At 41.8% G+C, this 18,288-nt stretch carries 17 protein-coding genes and 1 tRNA gene; 11 read left to right on the top strand and 7 right to left on the bottom strand.

Translation table 11 applies throughout. The features are described from left to right. Nucleotides 1-6 precede the first annotated feature (6 nt). From OKW21_RS06520 to OKW21_RS06555, 8 genes are all read left to right on the top strand, one after another. Entirely contained in the window at nt 7-2,199 is a 2,193-nt protein-coding gene (locus OKW21_RS06520; protein WP_277478453.1) for a DUF349 domain-containing protein, read from the top strand. Between the two features lie 58 nt (nt 2,200-2,257). Further along, nucleotides 2,258-2,331: transfer RNA gene (locus OKW21_RS06525), tRNA-Thr, on the top strand. Between the two features lie 989 nt (nt 2,332-3,320). Then, nucleotides 3,321-3,842, top strand: coding sequence for a GNAT family N-acetyltransferase (locus tag OKW21_RS06530; RefSeq protein ID WP_277478456.1), 522 nt, complete (start codon nt 3,321-3,323; stop codon nt 3,840-3,842). A 105-nt stretch (nt 3,843-3,947) separates the two neighbouring features. After that, nucleotides 3,948-5,060: an LOG family protein gene (locus tag OKW21_RS06535; protein ID WP_277478457.1), complete on the top strand. Its 1,113-nt coding sequence runs from the start codon at nt 3,948-3,950 to the stop codon at nt 5,058-5,060. Between the two features lie 233 nt (nt 5,061-5,293). After that, a complete protein-coding gene (locus tag OKW21_RS06540) occupies nt 5,294-6,217 on the top strand; it encodes a hypothetical protein (protein ID WP_277478459.1) in 924 nt (307 codons plus the stop codon). Continuing rightward, nucleotides 6,204-6,665, top strand: a complete 462-nt coding sequence (locus OKW21_RS06545; protein WP_277478461.1) for an SRPBCC domain-containing protein — start codon at nt 6,204-6,206, stop codon at nt 6,663-6,665. Before OKW21_RS06540 ends, OKW21_RS06545 begins: the two co-directional genes overlap by 14 nt. 167 nt (nt 6,666-6,832) lie before the next feature. After that, on the top strand, nt 6,833-7,945 hold the full coding sequence (locus OKW21_RS06550; protein WP_277478463.1) for a plastocyanin/azurin family copper-binding protein: 1,113 nt from the start codon (nt 6,833-6,835) through the stop codon (nt 7,943-7,945). Nucleotides 7,946-7,948: 3 nt separating this feature from the next. Beyond that, the gene (locus OKW21_RS06555; protein ID WP_277478466.1) at nt 7,949-9,427 is read left to right on the top strand and encodes a DUF7133 domain-containing protein; all 1,479 of its coding nucleotides are present in this window, start codon (nt 7,949-7,951) and stop codon (nt 9,425-9,427) included. Between the two features lie 39 nt (nt 9,428-9,466). On the opposite strand, the gene OKW21_RS06560 is transcribed toward OKW21_RS06555, so the two are convergent. Beyond that, complete coding sequence (locus tag OKW21_RS06560; protein WP_277478467.1) at nt 9,467-10,144, bottom strand: NAD-dependent epimerase/dehydratase family protein; 678 nt, start codon at nt 10,142-10,144, stop codon at nt 9,467-9,469. A gap of 565 nt (nt 10,145-10,709) precedes the next feature. Here OKW21_RS06560 and OKW21_RS06565 point away from each other — a divergent pair. Then, a complete protein-coding gene (locus OKW21_RS06565) occupies nt 10,710-11,510 on the top strand; it encodes a DUF4369 domain-containing protein (RefSeq protein WP_277478470.1) in 801 nt (266 codons plus the stop codon). Further along, nucleotides 11,461-11,859 (top strand): peroxiredoxin family protein, encoded by a 399-nt coding sequence (locus tag OKW21_RS06570; RefSeq protein WP_277478471.1) that lies wholly within the window; start codon nt 11,461-11,463, stop codon nt 11,857-11,859. Before OKW21_RS06565 ends, OKW21_RS06570 begins: the two co-directional genes overlap by 50 nt. Nucleotides 11,860-11,974: 115 nt before the next feature. Here the strand turns inward: OKW21_RS06570 and OKW21_RS06575 are convergent, their stop codons facing one another. The 6 genes from OKW21_RS06575 to OKW21_RS06600 form a co-directional block, all read right to left on the bottom strand. Continuing rightward, complete coding sequence (locus OKW21_RS06575) at nt 11,975-12,679, bottom strand: hypothetical protein (RefSeq protein ID WP_277478473.1); 705 nt, start codon at nt 12,677-12,679, stop codon at nt 11,975-11,977. 94 nt (nt 12,680-12,773) lie between these two features. Then, entirely contained in the window at nt 12,774-13,184 is a 411-nt protein-coding gene (locus OKW21_RS06580) for a hypothetical protein (RefSeq protein ID WP_277478475.1), read from the bottom strand. A 276-nt stretch (nt 13,185-13,460) separates the two neighbouring features. Further along, nucleotides 13,461-14,450 carry a nucleoside hydrolase gene (locus OKW21_RS06585; protein ID WP_277478476.1) on the bottom strand — a complete coding sequence of 330 codons (990 nt, stop codon included), beginning with the start codon at nt 14,448-14,450 and terminating at the stop codon, nt 13,461-13,463. A 279-nt stretch (nt 14,451-14,729) separates the two neighbouring features. Continuing rightward, nucleotides 14,730-15,251, bottom strand: coding sequence for a transposase (locus tag OKW21_RS06590; protein ID WP_277478478.1), 522 nt, complete (start codon nt 15,249-15,251; stop codon nt 14,730-14,732). Nucleotides 15,252-15,503: 252 nt separating this feature from the next. Beyond that, nucleotides 15,504-15,824 carry a PQLLE family protein gene (locus OKW21_RS06595; protein WP_277478479.1) on the bottom strand — a complete coding sequence of 107 codons (321 nt, stop codon included), beginning with the start codon at nt 15,822-15,824 and terminating at the stop codon, nt 15,504-15,506. Beyond that, nucleotides 15,796-16,134 (bottom strand): hypothetical protein, encoded by a 339-nt coding sequence (locus tag OKW21_RS06600; RefSeq protein WP_277478481.1) that lies wholly within the window; start codon nt 16,132-16,134, stop codon nt 15,796-15,798. Before OKW21_RS06600 ends, OKW21_RS06595 begins: the two co-directional genes overlap by 29 nt. Before the next feature lie 659 nt (nt 16,135-16,793). On the opposite strand from OKW21_RS06600, the gene OKW21_RS06605 reads away from it, so the two are divergent. Beyond that, entirely contained in the window at nt 16,794-18,059 is a 1,266-nt protein-coding gene (locus OKW21_RS06605) for a Cdc6/Cdc18 family protein (protein ID WP_277478483.1), read from the top strand. Nucleotides 18,060-18,288 lie beyond the last annotated feature (229 nt).

Below are 18,288 nucleotides of genomic sequence, written 5' to 3' on the forward strand. Positions count from 1 at the left end.
TAGCTTATGTCAGAGGGCTCTGAAAATAAGAAGCAGGAAGAAGTTAACATTACTACCACCGAACAAGCTGAAGATGCCAATAATAAAGAGGAAACTAGCTCGTCTTCCACTGAAGGTGAGAATAAAGACTCACAAGCTGAAGCTTTGTCGGAAGAGGATAGTAAGACTGAGTCATTAGCAGATGACACATCTGCTAGTGCTGCGCCAAAGAGTAAGACTAATGAAAGCGAAGAAGCTGAGAGCCAAAAAGCTGAAAGCTCAGAAGAAAGGACTTCAAATGGATCTCAGGCAGAAGCAGTAGAGCAAAAGCAGGAGCAAACCACCTCAGAAAGTGTTCAGGAAAAGTCTCCAGGTGGAGAAAAAGAAACTGCTGAAGAAGTAAAAGCTGATACTACTACTGATGAGCCTGAGGATGCTTCTGATGTTGACAAAGGTGAAGAACACGATATCCATCATCCTAAAGAAGAGGAGGATGATCATGATGAAGAAATAGACTATGGTAGTTTGTCCCGTGAGGAGCTGGTGAAGGCCATTAATGAGCAGCTTAAAAACGAGAATGTAAAGAAAGCTGATGCCCATGCGCAGGAAATGAAATCAGCATTTGATGAACTGGAAGCGGAGATCAAAGAAAACGCCTTAAAGAAGTATCTCAATGATGGTGGGGAGAAAGATGGTTTTGAGTATAAATCTGATGAGCTGAGTGAGCAATTTTATCAATCTTTCCGTTTTATCAAAGAAAAGAAAGCCAGTTATTATGCCAAGCTAGGTCAGGACAGAAATAAGAATTATGAAGCTAAGCAGGATATACTAAACCGCCTCAGAGAGTTTATTGACAGTGAAGAAACACAGGTAAGTATCAATAAACTTAAAGAGCTACAGAATGAATGGCGTTCCATCGGGCCGGTACCTCCGCAACATAATAAAACCCTATGGGCCAATTACAACGCACTGATTCACCGCTTCTACGATAATCGTAGTATTTATTTTGAGCTCAAAGAGCTGGATCGCAGGAAAAACATGGAAGCAAAGCTTGCACTATGTGAAAAGGCTGAAATGTTAGTGGATGACACTGACATCAAAAAGGTGCTGCGCGAACTGGACGAACTACATGAAGAGTACAAGCATATTGGTCCGGTTCCTAAAGAGGATCAGGAAGCGCTCTGGCAGCGTTTTAAGTCTGCTTCAGATAAGATTCATGAAAGAAGAAGGGAATATGTAGACCAGTTCAAAGAAGAGCTGAATAAAAATCTGGAACAAAAGCTCAGGCTTTGTGATGAGGTTGCAGGCTTTACTACATTTGACAGTGAAAGCATTCGGGAATGGAACCAAAAGACCAAAGAGATACAGGCCTTGCAGAAACGCTGGGATGCTATCGGTCCTATGCCCAGAGAGAAAGCCAAAGAGGTAAATAAAAAGTTCTGGTCAAACTTTAAGCAGTTCTTTTCTAATAAAGGAAACTTCTTTAAAAAGCTTGACGCTCAGAGGGAAGTTAATTTAGAGAAGAAAGAACAACTGGTAGAGAAAGCTGAAAGTCTTAAGGAGAGCACAGATTGGCAGAAAACCGCAAATGAGCTAAAAAGGCTGCAAAGGGAATGGAAAGACATAGGTCCTGTGCCTGAAAAAGTTAGGAATGAAGTATATCAGCGCTTCAAATCTGCCTGTGACACATTCTTTGAGAGAAAGCGAGAAAATAATCAGGAGCTTGAATCTTCTTATGAGAACAACCTGGAAGCGAAAGAAGCTATTTGTACGGAGATAGAAAATATAGCCAAAGAAGGCTCATCTGATACAGATAAGCTTCAGGAACTGAGTGAAGAATTTGCTGAAATAGGCTTTGTGCCTCGCAATGCCATCAAGAGGATTAACCAGCGGTTTGAGAAAGCTGTGGAAAGCTTTATGAAGTCTATCAAGGGACTTGATGCGCAGCAGAAAGAAGACCTTAAACTAGAGTTAGAAGTGACAACAATCAAGGGGACGCCCAGGGCTGAGAGAAAGCTTGATCACAAGGAGTCTTCATTGAGGAAAAAGATTAGCAAATTGGAAGAGGATATTTCTTTATGGAAAAACAATATCAGCTTCTTCGCCAACTCAAAGCAGGCCGATAAGCTGAAAAAGGAATATGAGCAAAAAATTGAAGATGCTGTTGCAGAATTGGAGCACCTTAAATCACAATTAGATATCATAGAAAATATGCGATAATTTTTTCAGTGAAGGGTTGCAGTGAATAGAGTGTATTTCTATATTTGCAGTCCTTTAAGCCTCCTTAGCTCAGCTGGCCAGAGCAACTGACTTGTAATCAGTAGGTCGTTGGTTCGAATCCGACAGGGGGCTCTTAAAAATCAAGCACTTACGAGTTAATTCTTGTAAGTGCTTTTTTTTGTACACTCTTTTTGGTTATTTCTGTTCAAATGCAAAAGTTAAGGGGCAAGGGGTTAGCCATCCATATCTTTTAATGCCAAGCTCAATGCTTTCATGTACAGTTTAGAGGGAAACATCATTTTCTTTCTTAAAAGCCTTTCTAGAATGTAAGCTTAGAAATACTACTCCCGGATTTATTGCTTGATTATGGAAGATTAGGCATTACTGATTTCATGCATAAAAAAAGACAAGCCCATAAGAGCTTGTCTTCTTTATTAGCTGTAGGGGGAGGGGGCGAACCTCCACGGAGCGGTTAGTGCTGAAAAGATCAGCATTTATACCGTTGTCTCCACCCTCGAGACGGGAGGGCATGTCTGCCAGTTTCATCACCCTACATTATTAAATTGATAACGTATTATCAATACCATTACACCAAACGTAGCAATTCAGTTCATTTAATGAAAATGTTTTCGCAAATAAGTTGATTTGTTGTAATGACTATCATCCAAATATCCTTCAGGTTGCAATAACAAGCCCATAAGAGCTTGTCTTCTTTATTAGCTGTAGGGGGAGGGGTCGAACCTCCACGGAGCGGTTAGTGCTGAAAAGATCAGCGTTTATACCGTTGTCTCCACCCTCGAGACGGGAGGGCATGTCTGCCAGTTTCATCACCCTACATTATTAAATTGATAACGTATTATCAATACCATTACGCCAAACGTAGTGATTTAGTTCATTTAATAAAAATATTTTCGTAAAAAAGTTAATTTATTGAAATGATCATGATTAAAAGCCCCTTTAAATTGCAATAAAGGCTATGAGGAGCTTTTTTATTCCTAAAAAAAATGTCTTGATATCTAACCCAGTGTGAAAATCAAAATTTGAGTTTGGCGCCCTGAAGTTTTGAGATCTGACAAGGATTAGCTAATTAAGGTTAGTGTACCGGAGGAATAAAAATAATTATGCAATTAGAATCTGATAGGCTTTTATTTAAGAAAATTACACATTCAGAATTTTCAGCCTATGCGCGCTGGTATATGAATGATGAGGTGATGAAATATATTACTGGTAGGGCACTGACCCTGGAAGAAACCAAACTGAGGTTTGCTAAAGCCATGGAAACAAATGAGAAGTATCCTGAATTAGGCTTGTTTTCTGTGAAAAGTAAGCAGCATCAGCGCTTTATTGGAATAGCTAAGTTAGTTTACCTAAATGAGTATCAGGCAGAGGTAGGTTACGGCATGATGCCTGAATACTGGGGAAAAGGATATGCTTCCGAGATATTGAAGACCATTATAAATTATGCTGAGAGTGCATTACATGTTAGTGAGCTGGTAGCCATTGTTGATCCTCAGAACCAAGCCTCTAAAAAAGTACTAGCCAAACAACATTTTCATTTCCTAAGCAAGGGTAGCGAAAACACTAAACCTACAGAGCATTTCCGCCTGTTGTTGCCAGTAAAAAGTCATTCAAACAATGTATGATAATACAGGGTTCTACTTTTGTGTCAACCTTACTTCGTTAGTCCAGTAAGCCACACACTCATGCTCAGTATCTAACTTGTCCAACCCGCTTACTTCATCTGGTTTATGAACTATCAGGAGGTAGAAACAATAGCTGCTTTCAAAAAATTACTTCGCAGAACTTCCGTCTTAAAGCAATTTGCTTTTCAGAGTCTTGACTTTAGCAAAGTGCAGGACTTACTGCATCACGTTAATTTTGTTAACTGTATTTTTTTAGGCTGCCACATACCTGAAAGCGTACTGAAATACCTTCCTGAGAGTAACCTCATCTTTCCTCAACTGAATTTGCCTTACAATTCTTATATCAACAAACTGTATAATCGGGAAATATTGTACGAGGGCTATGAACTGGGCATTCCTGATTCATATGAAGAAACTTTTGATCACAGAGTATACACGCACTATTTGTCCAGAGGCAAAGAAGCGCATGATATAGGTGAAACGCTGGCGCGCAGACTACATGATCATTCGGTCACAGATGCATTAAATGATTTTCTGAAAACTGTTGAGGAGAAAAAAGTAATTGCGATCATGGGAGGGCACAGCTTGAGTAGAACAAGTGAAGATTATCATATCGTCACCCGGCTCAGCAAACAACTTACGGAAATGGGATATCTGATGGTTTCAGGAGGTGGACCAGGTGCCATGGAAGCTACCCATCTGGGGGCCTGGTTGGCAGGACGTTCACTAGGAACAATAGATGCAGCAATTAAACTCATGTCAAAAGCTCCATGTTATGAGGATAAACTCTGGCTGGATTCTGCTTTTGAAGTGCTGCATACCTATCCAAATTCCCTTTATGAGAGCATTGGTATTCCTACCTGGCATTACGGTCATGAGCCGGCTACCCCTTTTGCCTCCCGTATTGCGAAGTATTTTGCAAATAGTGTGAGAGAAGAAGGGCTGTTAACCATTGCCAAGGGAGGCGTGATTTTCTCGCCCGGAAGTGCAGGTACCGTGCAGGAGATTTTTCAGGATGCGGCGCAAAACCACTATTTAAGTTTTGGCTACGCTAGCCCCATGATTTTTCTGAACCAAAAGTACTGGGTTGAGGAACTTCCAATATACCCTTTGCTTAAAAAGTTGGCAGAAGATGAAAAATATCAAAATATGCTGCTTTCTTCATGTTCTGATCAGAATGAAGTCATCAAAGTGCTGAAAAATTTTCACCCCGGTTAATAACAAAATACCGTCCTATACCTTTTCATTTTGTAAATGGCGTGAGATGCGGCAAACAGAATAATTTTATTCGCCGATTATTTGAACCAGTGAATTTCAGACAAACAAGCATTAAAATGATCTGAGATGATCAATGACGTTCATTTTGTCATAATTATCATAAAGCTTTATCTTCATCTCAAATTATTTTTTAACAAGAGATATTTTTTCACTAACCCGTTTCGCTCATCCGCATGAAAATTCCCAAGCAACTTCAAAGAGAAGGAGAGCAATTATCATCACTTAAGGTGTTAGAAGAAGAGTTGACAGGCTCTGAACTTAACTCTTATCTGCTGCATCTTTTTCAGCGAAGAGCTAATCAGTTGCGTCCGGCAGATCTGTTCCGACAATTTGAAGAAAATCGTTTCGTAAAGGTTTCAGAAGTTAATCCACTTTCATATAAAACGCTGGAACTGGAATGGCTGGGTAATGCTGAAAAAGAGGGCTTCACACTGTTGATGCTGTCTCCACTTGCTCCTTTAGGTACTTGTTCTGTAGTGGCAGAGGTAAATCAAAATAATGTAGTAAGCGCTACACGGGGTACGGAAGTCGTTTCAGATGCTACCAACATGCTGGCATTGCAGGTTGCCAAAGAACAAAAAAATGTTAACGATAAAAGTAAATTGTACAGGTACGCTAGTACACACCAGCATGTGAGAGGGCAGTCATTCAGTAATCCTGCCTTTAGTGCGCACTTTGGCGTTTATTGTATGGTGACCGGAGGCTTTGATACAGGTAGTTTCTCTTTTGAGCTTGCACGGCTTTTTGAACACCTGAATTTCCATTACAAACTGTTATCTCAAAAATTTGGAGCAGAAGCTCTGTTAGTCAAATTTTTCCTGAAAAATAAAGCGCACCCTTTTCATGCTTTTCTGGAAGATCAGCTTCACAAATTAACTTTTAGTCCGGAACTGATCCATCAGGATGACTGTGGAGACTACTACCAACTGATACAATTCAAAATTTACCTAAAAAGGCAAAAGATGGAAGTTGACCTGGCTGATGGCGGCCTGGTTGACTGGACGCAAAAGTTGCTTTCTAACAAAAAACATCGTCTTTTTATCAGTGGTTGTGGACTTGAACTGGTACATAAATTTCTGAATAATGGCATCTATTAAAAGAGTGTTTCAACTTGAGCTTTCTCCTGATGAGGTTTTTCATAAATTTATAAATGAGCTGGGTATATGGTGGCCCCGGGAGTATAGCTGGTCACAGGAAAAACTGCAAAATATAAATATTGAAGCTCGTAAAAACGGCCTTTGTACTGAAACAGGACCTCATGGTTTTCGTTCGGACTGGGGCAGGGTGACAGAAATAGACATTCCTCACAGTATCGTTTTCAAATGGCAGATCAGCCCTCAACGAGTGCCCGAACCAGACCCATCCAAAGCCAGTACAGTAAGCATTCAAATTGAAGAAGGGAAGTCCGGTAGTACAAACCTTTTTTTTGAACATCGTGACTTTGAGAATCACGGTGAAGGCGCTGAGGAATATATGCAAGCCATGGACTCTGAAATGGGTTGGGATTATATTCTTGCTTTATTTTTGAAATATGCCACAAAATGATGAGCGTCATTTATAGCTCAGTAACTATCTTTCGCTTACTATCTTGAAGTGCACTAAAATTAGTCTGACCATTTAAGCTAATTGGGCATAATTTTCATATATTATCACGCTGAGGCCTGACTAATACTGATGAGTAGATAAGCCTTTATTAACGAGAAACTAATACAATGCAATCATTACGGAATTACTTTTTTCTTTCTTTCCTGTTTCTGGGAGGGGGAGCCATACTTTCTTCTTTCTTTCTACAGCAAGCGCCTGAACAGGCAAAGCGTGAAATCATCATCAAAGCGATTTCTGGCTTACAGTACGATACGGTACGTTTCAAAATGTCTCCCGGCGAAACCATCAAAATAACACTCATCAATACCGATGAGATGGCACACAATATGGTCATTACTAAGCCCGGGAAGAGGGAAGAAATTGTAGACATGGCCCTCAAAATGGGAAGTGAAGCTGAAGCTAAAAACTTCATACCTGATGCTGAATGGATACTGGCTTCTGCCCCTGTCCTTAAGCCGGAGGAAAAATTCAGCTTCACGTTTACAGCGCCTGATAGTGAAGGTGTCTATCCCTATGTGTGTACTTATCCCGGTCACGGAGCCATAATGTATGGAGCGATCTATGTCACCAGCAACATGATGCCTCCTCTGGCCAATGATGAAAACATCCCTCCCCAGCGAAGAGGTAATACTGATGATAATCAAGCTAACAAAGCTGTACATCCTTATCCCAATACCTTTCCAAGGATGTACCGTGCATTTCTGCCGGATACCGGTCCTGCGAGCATAGCCGTGGGCATGACCAATAAGCTAAGCTACTGCTGGGATGCCGGGACCTGCCGTTTTCGTTACCTCTGGAAAGGGGGCTTTGTCGATATGACTAGAGCATGGAGCGGCAAAGGAAAAGAAAGGGCAGATATTGTAGGTACAGTCTTTTATCGTGAAGAGAATGAGGCTCCCTTCAGATTGGGGAGTAAAGACAATATACCTGCTCCTGAATTTCTGGGGTACCGCATGGAGAATAAGTATCCTACCTTTAGCTATAGGCTGGATGGAGTGGAAGTAAGTGAAAGAATTACCCCTACTTTAGAAAAACCCGGTATGAAGCGTGTGATGCAGTTCAAAAATTTGAAAGCACCTATCTGGTTTGTCAGGCCTAAGCAGCAGGGGGTTGATATTTATGTAAACAAAGGAAAATGGGAAGGTGATTATCTGAAGCTGAGTCCTGAAGAAGCAAAAGAATTTACGATTATTGTCACCGAAAAGAAACCTGAGATCTGACATATGAACGCAAAATTTTTTTTATTGATATTAGTATGTAGCTTCCTGTCTTTCGCTTGTGAGAAGGAGGATGAGGAGCACCTGGGTGATTTTTATACGATTGAAGATATTCCCCTCCCTGAAGGATTGATGCCCGAAGTAGGTGGAATGGATTTCCTGCCTGACGGGCGCTTGGCAGTGGCTTTCCATAGGGGAGAAGTGATGCTTTATAATCCGGATTCAGCGAGTTGGAAGCTTTTCGCCTATGGCTTACATGATCCACTAGGCATACATGCATTAAACAATCATGAAATGCTGGTGATGCAGCGCCCTGAACTGACCCGTCTCAAAGATACCAATGGTGATGATGAAGCAGACGAATACCTTACTGAAACAGATGACTTTGGTATCTCTGGCAACTACCATGAATTTGCTTATGGTCCTATTCCCGACGGAGAAGGAAACTACATCATTGGTTTGAATGCTGCTTCCAACAATGCAGGAGTCTGGGATGAGACCAGGGGCGTTTACAACCCTTTAGGACATACCGAAAACGGGATGTTTTCACCGGTACCTTATCGTGGCTGGTTGATGAAGCTCAGCCAGGCAGGGAAGCTGGAACCCTTTGCCTCCGGCTTTCGCTCACCTGATGGTATTGGCTTTGACCAGCAGGGCAACCTCTTTGTCACTGATAATCAGGGCGACTGGCTGGGTACCAGCAAACTGTATCATGTAGAACCTGAAAAGTATTATGGCCATATAGCCAGTCTGGTATGGAAAGAAGGGTGGGAAAAAGATTTGAGCACTATTGCCGTCAGTACATTTGATAGCATGCGTACCAAAGCCGCGGTACTTTTCCCTCACAATATCATGGCAGATTCACCCACCCAGCCATTGGTGATTCCTGATAGTATAGACTTTGGCCCATTTGGTGGGCAGCTACTGGTAAGTGAAATGGATTATCCCCGTATCATGCGGGTGATGCTAGAAGAAGTACAGGGTGAGTTTCAGGGTGCCTGCATCAGCTTTATGGATTCCAGCGGGCTCACATTGGGTAACCATCGCATGGAGTTTGGACCGGATGGAAGCTTATGGGTCGGGAAGACCGCTTATGCCTGGGTAGGGGATAAAGGCATACAACGTATCCGTTACAACGGAGGCACCCCCATGGATGTGCTACGGATGCATGTGACGCCTGATGGTTTTGACCTTATCTTTACCAGGCCGGTCAATCTGGAAAGGGCCTCTGACCCGGATAATTATCACTTTAGTCGTTATTACTATCAATACCATGCTGAATATGGCTCTCCCCGTACTGATGAGCAGGCCGTAAAGGTAGAAAGTGTGATAATTTCAGATGATAGAAAGAAGGTGTCACTGAAACTGGAAGAAATGGTGCCTGGCTATGTGTATGATCTTGAGATAGACAGCCTGGCGTGTGATCAAGGAGTACGGTTAATCAACAATCGCATGTTCTATACGCTGAATAACCTGCCTGATTGATTAGATAAGATAAGAAGTCGCAGGGCAGTTTTCGAAGGGTTAACTCCTGGTCAGGCTCACGATATCTCGCACTTCCAATATGTGTTTTTCGTAGCCTTTCTGTGCAGTATGAATCATAGCCTGACCTAATTCCCTGAGTGAGCAAATATATTTGGGAGCAATTTTTCTGAGGACAGGAATGAGCCAACTGACGTATTTATAATACTTGATATTTTTCATGCCACTGGTCGGCTCCAGAAAGCCGGGACGAAAATTATAGACTGCCTTGAAAGGCAGTTCCATCAGGTCATTTTCTGTCTTGCCTTTTACTCTTGCCCACATAATCTTTCCCTGTTCAGTACTATCGGTCCCTGCTCCTGAAATGTAGCAGAACGTCATCTCATCGTTATATCTGGAGAGCACCTTAGCAGTGTTCATCGTCAGTTCGTAAGTAAGGTGATAATATTCTGCTTCTTTCTTACCCACCGAAGATACGCCCAGGCAAAAAAAGCAGGCATGGTAGCCGCTCAATTGGTCTTCAATGGGTGAAAGGTCAAAAAAGTCTTTGTGAATAATCTCTTTGAGTTTAGGGTGCCTTACTCCACAGCTTCTTCTGTTGACGACCAGTATTTCTTGTACATCTTCATGCTGTAAACATTCTATGAGCACGCCTTCACCCACCATGCCGGTGACGCCGGTAATGATGACTTTGAGGTTCTTTTGAAAAGGGTGATCCATAAAGGGGGTAGTAGGTAAGAAAGCTTATGCGTGTTTCCTTTTACCTAAGATACGTTTTTTTTGCTTAAGAATTTTTTTCAGCCTTCTCTTCTTAAGCTTGTCACTGATTACGATAATGAGGATGATCATGAAAAAAAATAACCATCCTATGATTATAATATTGGAGAGATTCATTCAGTCAATTAATGCGCCATCTCTCTATATTACGTAAGAATACAGGAATTTATCAGAATATGTAATGTAGTTTGGTAAATTATACTATTACAATAATTTTTTGACTATAATAAAGAATGTGGTCCAGGCTTAATTACTGCGATTTTTATCCTAAGCATGGTCAAACTGCTTCTTTGCCTATGTTTTTGTTGAAATACAAGCAGAGCGTTTTTTCCAAGCGTGTTCGTATGAACTATTATTTGTTGAGCAGTGAAGTACTTTTATTGAAGTATAAACACTTAATTTCTTCTATTTCAGGTTGAGTTATGTTGAAAAACCCATGCATTACAAAATAATGCTAAGGCTTTACACGTAATACTCTTAATCAATACAACTAAACCGACCATCAAGCATGATACGCCTAACCTTACTATTAGCCACCCTTTTCTTCTTGGTATTTCAGAGCTCTGTCCTTCTTGCCCAGGATAGCAAGCTTTATCCCTTTGAGATTGAGGGAAAGATTAATGCGGATACCGGTAAGCTAATGCTAATGCCTTTACATCATGCCGAGTATTATCCTGAGAATGTTGAAGTGATACAGGTCATAGTAGAAAATAATAGCTTTCATTTTAGCGGAGATATTCCCTATCCTTTAGGTTTTACCTTACAATATGAAAATAGCTATACTTCCCGAATTTTTGTCATAGAAGCGGGTCAACAATCAATAACTATCAATATAAAGGCAAACAGGGAAGTGCCTGAAGTAGATAACCAGTCAATGAGGGAATATCAGGCGGATTTTACTGCCGCTTTTGAACCTATATACCAAAGAAGAACACGATATAATGAAAGACGGGCCGGCCTGCGGCAAAAATATCAGAATGAAATTCCTGATGAGATTGCGCTTGAACTTGAAAAAGAGTACAAAAGCATGTATGCCCTCAGTGACAGCGTACTGATGCAGTATGTAGCTGACCACCCTGACTCTTATTTAGCACTTTGGAAATTGGTGGAGCTATTTAGTATGGTGGGCTACGAAGATATCTATGCATCAACTTATGCGCATTTTTCCGATGCTCTAAAAAATACCTATCCAGGGAAAGTGTTAGGAGAAAAGCTGCAAGTAGCGGCAAAGCTTGCGCCGGGAAAACCATTTCCATCCCTTGAGACAGTGGATACTGACTTGCAGGAGTTACCTGATCAGCCATGCTGATTTCACCAACAATCAGTACACCTTTGTGGATTTCTGGTACAGCAACTGCAGCCCCTGTATCGCGCAGTTTCCGCACCTGCGGGAAACCCATGACAAGTACCGTGAGCAGGGCTTTGAAATCGTGGGCATCTCTACCGACCGGATCAAGTACCAGGAAATGTGGATGAAAGCTATTGACAGATTTCAATTGAGCTGGCCGCAGTATTGGGACAAAGACGGCAAAGAATCTGCCGAATTAGCCATCAATAGATTCCCTACAAACTATCTGCTGGAGAGTGAAGGAAAAATCATTGCCAAAGACCTGCAGCCGGTAGAACTGGAGGACTTCCTGGCGAAGCATTTGCAGTAGTGAGTGGTTTTAGGTTGTCAAGTATTTTAGGGTAGCTTTACAAAGAAAGATAGGATCTTAAGTAAATAAAAAACATTAGATATTTGTGTACAGTGCTCTTTGAATGCCTGTTAGTTTACCCAACTAACCTGGCCATAAGCATGATGCGGTTCATGGGAGCCATTTGCCTTATCCCCCCCACACACCAATATCTACGACCGGCAGGATTTTGCCATTGCTGTGTGTTATCTTTCACATTCAGCATAAGGATGGAGTAAAAAGTACCGACTGTTGTCATCAACGCAAAAATTCTGCTGACTGAATTAGCAGGACCACCAAGGTTAGTCTGTACCGCAGTAATATCTGGGGCTGGCCAGGCTGCCAAAGGATTAAAACCAGTGGCATCTGCCGGCAGGTTTTGCGCAAATTGTTGTTTTACAGTCCTGTTGGATTCTCGGCTGGCTGCATCATCCCCATCAATTGTTCCCACATGAAAGGCACTCATGGCACCACCGTATGTTCCACGTATGATCAGGCAACCACTCATATAACCTGAAAGAATATCGTTGACACCAATAGCCACTCTAGCGGTGCGTCTGGGAGCGTAGTCAAGCCAGGTATATGGCACATTTACCATACCCACAGCAAATCCTAATACATTGGCCGGGTTACCAAGCAAAAGAAGAGGGTCTATGACTGCCGGATGACCGTCCAACCCATCATAGCTTAGATTAGTAGCTACCCCTACATTAGGTACAATAGCACCATTTAAGGGACCAAATGTATCGTTGGGCTTATTCCATAAATACCGCACTCCGCTTCTGAATCGTTGTTCTATCATGATTTTTCATTTTTTTTGTTTCAATGATGGGGTTATACCTCTTGAGAAAAAATAATAAAGCAATAGACGGTACGCATTACAGTTTGTTGAACCATTAATGATGAGGAATAGGCCCTGTTCTTTCTTCACGATGATAGTCAGGTTCACGAGGGTTCCCTCTGCTAACGGAAGAAATATACATACGCCCGCTTATAGTTTGCTGTATATTTAAGTGCCAGTTTACATTATTGTATAAGGCACCAATATGCAGTTGAAAGCCATTTTCCTGATCCTCAACTTGGTGCGCTCCAGCTCTAATTGAAACTATGGGCCCATTAGATCTGGAAGCGCATTGAAAAAGGTTTTTGGTAGCGGTATCAGTCCAGCCTCCATTCAAATGAGCTTCATTCAAGACGGTTTGAATCAAAGCTTCATCAGGGTTAAGCAATCGGATCATGGCAGCATCATTGGCATTGGCGAACTTAGGTGCCACCTGATTCCAGCCTTTTCTGAATTGTAGTGTCATGACGTATTTATTAGTAATAAGGTAGATCGTATAAGAGCGGTAGATGTGTGCTGATGAGCTCAGATTTCAATAAAATACTTTGAAACTCACGCTATTACTCAATATAACTAATTTTTGTATAACACTAATATTGTATTTAAGGTATTATGCTTTTCTATAAGCCCTTGCAACAATAAGAAAGCAGGGCAGGTATTATTTTGTCCGATTTAAATAGAATGCTTCCCCATATTTCAAAAGCAACCCTAACCCTCAGTGGTACCTCTCCAAAGGTCTGGCTTAATCAATATTATACTGTTCTACCTTCCGAAACATATCCCTGAATATCGGGTCGCGATGCAGATAAGTCGCCACTCTATACAGAGGGCGGGTATTATCAAAGCTATAAGTCTGCTGATCGGTAAGTATGGGGGTATGGACAAGCTCAGTTTCAAACCAGCTCGCATTGATCATATAAGCTACTGCCGAAATATCCCAGATTACCTTTGACCAGGCATAATGCTCCTGATGGTAGTCCTTAAATATCTCTACCAGATAATCCCCTATGGCTCCCTGCCCCTGCAGATGCTTTTCAATCTCCGGCACAGTGGTGAGCAGGTGCGAAGTAACCGGCTGCGTAGGTAACTGTATCAGCGGAACACCGGAATCAAAAATAACCTGCGATGAAATGATGTCCTGTTGCAGATTAAACTCGCTGGCTCTGCGCCATTGCAGTCCTTTGCCTCCCAGCCAGACCACTACGATCTTGTTGACGATCTCCGGCTCCATCAGAAGGGCTGAGGCCACATTGGTAGGTGCACCAACTGCCAGTACGTATAGCGGTTCGCTTGATGACATAGCTCTTTCCACCAGGTCTTGGGCGGCATCGCTCTGGATAGGCTGATCCACGCTTTGCAGGAAAGCATCGGAGCCTTTGTAGACAAAATTATCAGGAGATTTACCCAGCTTATCCAGCAGTCTCAGTATCTCCTCATAACTCTTCTGCATGCCGTCGGCCGGGCTGGTAGAACGGTCGTTGAGATAAGGAGCGGCATAGAGAGCTTCTACCTCTAACTGCTCAGGAGAAAGCAAAGCATAGACTACGGCAAACTGATCGTCAATTTCATTGTAGGTGTCGGTGTCCAGTACCATGCGGATCTTTCCCTGTGGGGCCTGCAGGCGTTCCAGACGAGTTTGATCAGAGAGTTGTGGATAAGACTGAGCGAAGGAGAATGAATAATGAAGCAGTAAAGCAAATGAAATCAGTACAGCAGTAAATTGAGCCTTCATGCGTATAAGTTAGGTTGTGTAGGGTTGTCAATGCGTGTTCAAAATAATGAAAATATCCGCAAATCCTATAGTATCAAATACAGCTTTTCAGCACAGCACTACACTTTTTCTATCGCCATCGTTTGTTTCTCGTCTGGAAGTCACTGGGGTGTTCCGTTCTCCGCCAAAGTTTGTGTCCCGGCCTGGAAGTCTCACAAACTTTCTGACTACACTCCGCCATCATTTGTGAGACACAAACGATTAGCACGACGACGCTCACTACAATAAGAGCCGTGAAGCTTATATCCGCTCCCCTATATGAGTAAGCAATCCAAATGTATCAATCCCAGTTTCATAAAACTTAGCAGAAGAGTAATGATATTCCGGAGGACTGGCAACTAACATCCACTTAGCTCGCACCGGATTGCGATGAATGTAATCAAGCTTCTGATAAATCACTTTTGGAGAGTAAAGGTATATCGGTAAAGCATCTCTTTGCCAAAACTGATGTACACGAGTAAGGCTATTGACTTGATAATATGACAAACTTACAGGATGATGCAGCATTAAATCTTTGCGTATCTGATGGCTGGTAAACTTCATGAAGCTGGCATGAGGCAGCTCTTTTCCATTCATCTTTAATAATTCCCATATTAGGTGGATGTGATTAGGCATTATAACGAAGCCGTACATCTTTATACACCCTTTCTTTACCAGATAAGTAAGGCTCTCAATAATTAAATCCTTGTACTTATTATCGCTAAGGAGAGGCTTCCAGTCTAAGATAGTAGCGGTATAAAAGTAAAGCTTGTTCAGTTCCATATTAATAATAATACAAATTAAGTGCTATATCTTATCTGTTGAAGTCGTGATAAAATATGTACTAAGCTGTTTGTGAGACACAAACAGTGGCGACAAAATTATCCGTTTGTGAGACTTCCAGGCCGGGACTTAAACGGAGGCGTTTGATAGCCACCCCATATGTATCCTATACTGGAAGACCTAGACAGGAAGTCCCTTTCTCCGCCATCGTTTCCGCCAAAGTTTGTGTCTCACAAACGATCAATTCACCCATCACGAAGGAACTACGATGCCCAGGGCTTCCATCTGCTGGGGAGAATCTTTTGTAGCTACTTTGGCGATTTGCATAAACTGCTGCATCCACTGCTTCATGACTTCCAACTGCTGATTTCTTTGCTGGGTAAGGTCCTGCACCTTCGCTTTGGCACTGGCCTGCAGGGCAAGCAGTTCCATGACCTGCTGAACCATCTGACTCGCCTGATTGAGTTCCTCCTCCCTTACGTTGTACTTCAGCAACATAGCCTGGGGCACAGTAGCATAAAAGCGTTCTGCCTGATTCAGCCATTCAATCGTAGCGTTTTTTACGACGTCCACAGATTTTGAGATGATCTACCTGCTCCGCTTCTCTTTTATACGCCAGCCTGGCGGTTTCCAGGTGGATGTTGAAGAGTGCCAGTAAAGTAGTTTTGGCTTGATTGAGCCGGGCGGTAGCTGCACGTGCTTCTTCCGCGGCTTTGTCTCGTAGCTGAGTCAGACTTTTAAGGGTATCCAAATCGCTCATGCCTTCCCTGAGCCTTTTCTCATTGTAATTGAACTTTGAAAACAGGCTGACTAACTCAGGATTACTGAGTACATTGTAGAGCGCTACAAACAACTGCTTGATAAACTTTTGTTGATTCTTCATGATGATATAATTTTGATTTTCAGTGCTTTAGCCTGACAAAAACTTTGCGTTTTTGATGTAAAAAAATGTGTGAGTCAGCCAATATATAGAAGGTGTAAGGGAAGTGTGTTTTGTGCAAAGCTTTGGAAACGCCTGTGAGAAATACATACGCCAAAATGCTCAGAAATCAGCCTTTTTACTCAGGGATTTAACAGATAGATTTGTAACGAAAAGAAAAATATGAGGTAAGAAAAAGCCTGCCAAATCACGGGTGAGGCTCTCCGGTGACAAATCTGGCAGGCGGAGGCGCTGAAGACCCTCATGAGCCATTTTTTTTCGCTGCGCCTTCACCCGTGAGGCTCAGTAGCCCTTCCGCAAAGCTGCCTCCTTGCTAAAGAACCTCTTCAGCCATGAAGGAGCACCTCCCTCATCACCCAGGAGCCTCACAGGTAATTGAATCGGCTTGCCGCAAGGCTTATTCCATTCGTAGCTTAACAATCAAGCTGAAAGCTTGATGCGTATATATCGTCCACAAGTTTAGCGAAGCGTAACTTGCTGGAGGGAGGCTATACAGTTTTAAAAAGATCAAAAATCTATTAGTTTAGCACAAAAGATGTTTTGCAGATAAAGTGCACTGTGCACTTTATCCAGATGTAATCAGCAAAACTTAAGAACTAGACATGAGCATTGACAAAATACAATCTGCATTCTTTCCCTCCAAGGAAATTACCGACCCCGACTTTTTCGTTGGAAGGAAAGAAGAAATTAAAAACTCAATTCTTGCATTAAGTGAGGGAGGCTCATTTCTAGCAGTACACGGATTAAGGGGAGTTGGTAAATCTTCTATTGCTCAACAAGTAAAGTTGATAGCTCAAGGCAATGACAGGCTTCCCAAAATGCTGAAAATAGAAAAATATTTACCTAAAAAAGGGTTTAATTACTTAACACATTATGTCAGTTGTGATAACTACACTTCCAATGTTGGGGACTTGCTAAAAAGAATTCTGTTTGGTGATAATAATAACCCTTCATTGTTTTCACTGACTAAGACTGGCGATAGGAAACTTGAACAAATAAAAGAGACATTCAAATCTGGGGGGGCAGCTGGGTTAATGGGGATAAAAGTAGAGGCAGGTGGTAGTGATGAAGCTGTATACTCTACTCACCTTTCAGATGATCTAATCCAACAATTCAAAACAGTATTAGGAACAATACAAAAAGACAACCAAAGCAAAACTGGTTTACTAATAATTGTTGATGAATTTGATGTCCTTGCCGACAAAACTGGATTTGGTTCAATAGTCAAGACCTGTTCTAATGAATTCATAAAATTTGCTGTCTCTGGAATTGCAAATACCATCACAGAATTGATTGTAGATCACACGTCTATTGGCCGTCAACTACATGCAATTGAAGTCGAAAAAATGCCTTCTGAGGAAATGTATGGTATAATTTCAAGAGCTGAACACAAAGTTGATCACGAAATCACTTTCTCAGAACCTGCAAAACATGCTATAATTGGTCAGGCAGAAGGCTTTCCATATTTTGTACATTTATTAGGAAAGCAAGCTCTATTTGAGGCCTTCGAACTTGGACAGAGTTCAGTGGATCATGAAACCATACAAAATCTTAATGATAAGGTATGTAAAGGCAGATTAAAAACTATTTATGAGGACATTTATCACTCTGCAGTTAAATCATCAGAACAACGTGAGTTATTGCTAAAACTCTTTGCAGATGAAGATGCAGATGAAATATTCTCTGGACCTATTTACACAGCAGCTAAAGATTTGGGTGTAACTAACCCTTCTCAACTAATGAAAGAGCTAACTCAGCCACAAGATGGTTCTTTGGGAATATTAACCAAAGTAAGAGACCAATACTATCGATTCACTGATCCTGTGGCTAAAGTGTATACTCGTATCCGGAACTGGAAATTTGAGTAAAGCTGATAACAGACACTAAGATGAATATGCGAACTGAGCTATCTGATAATTTAATTCGTACAGGACATTTCAGTGCATCTAGCAACTGAGGCGCATACTCATTTTAGTTAGACGTTGTATTGTAATGAAATGAAGCCCCTCCCACAAGTTTAGCGTAGCGTAAATGTGGTAAACATGCTGTAGGCTCAATAATCCAAGCCTCCATCTCCCGCAAGTTTAAGCAAAGCAG

Source organism: Catalinimonas alkaloidigena (genome assembly GCF_029504655.1).
In the GTDB taxonomy this organism is placed as follows: domain Bacteria; phylum Bacteroidota; class Bacteroidia; order Cytophagales; family Cyclobacteriaceae; genus Catalinimonas; species Catalinimonas alkaloidigena.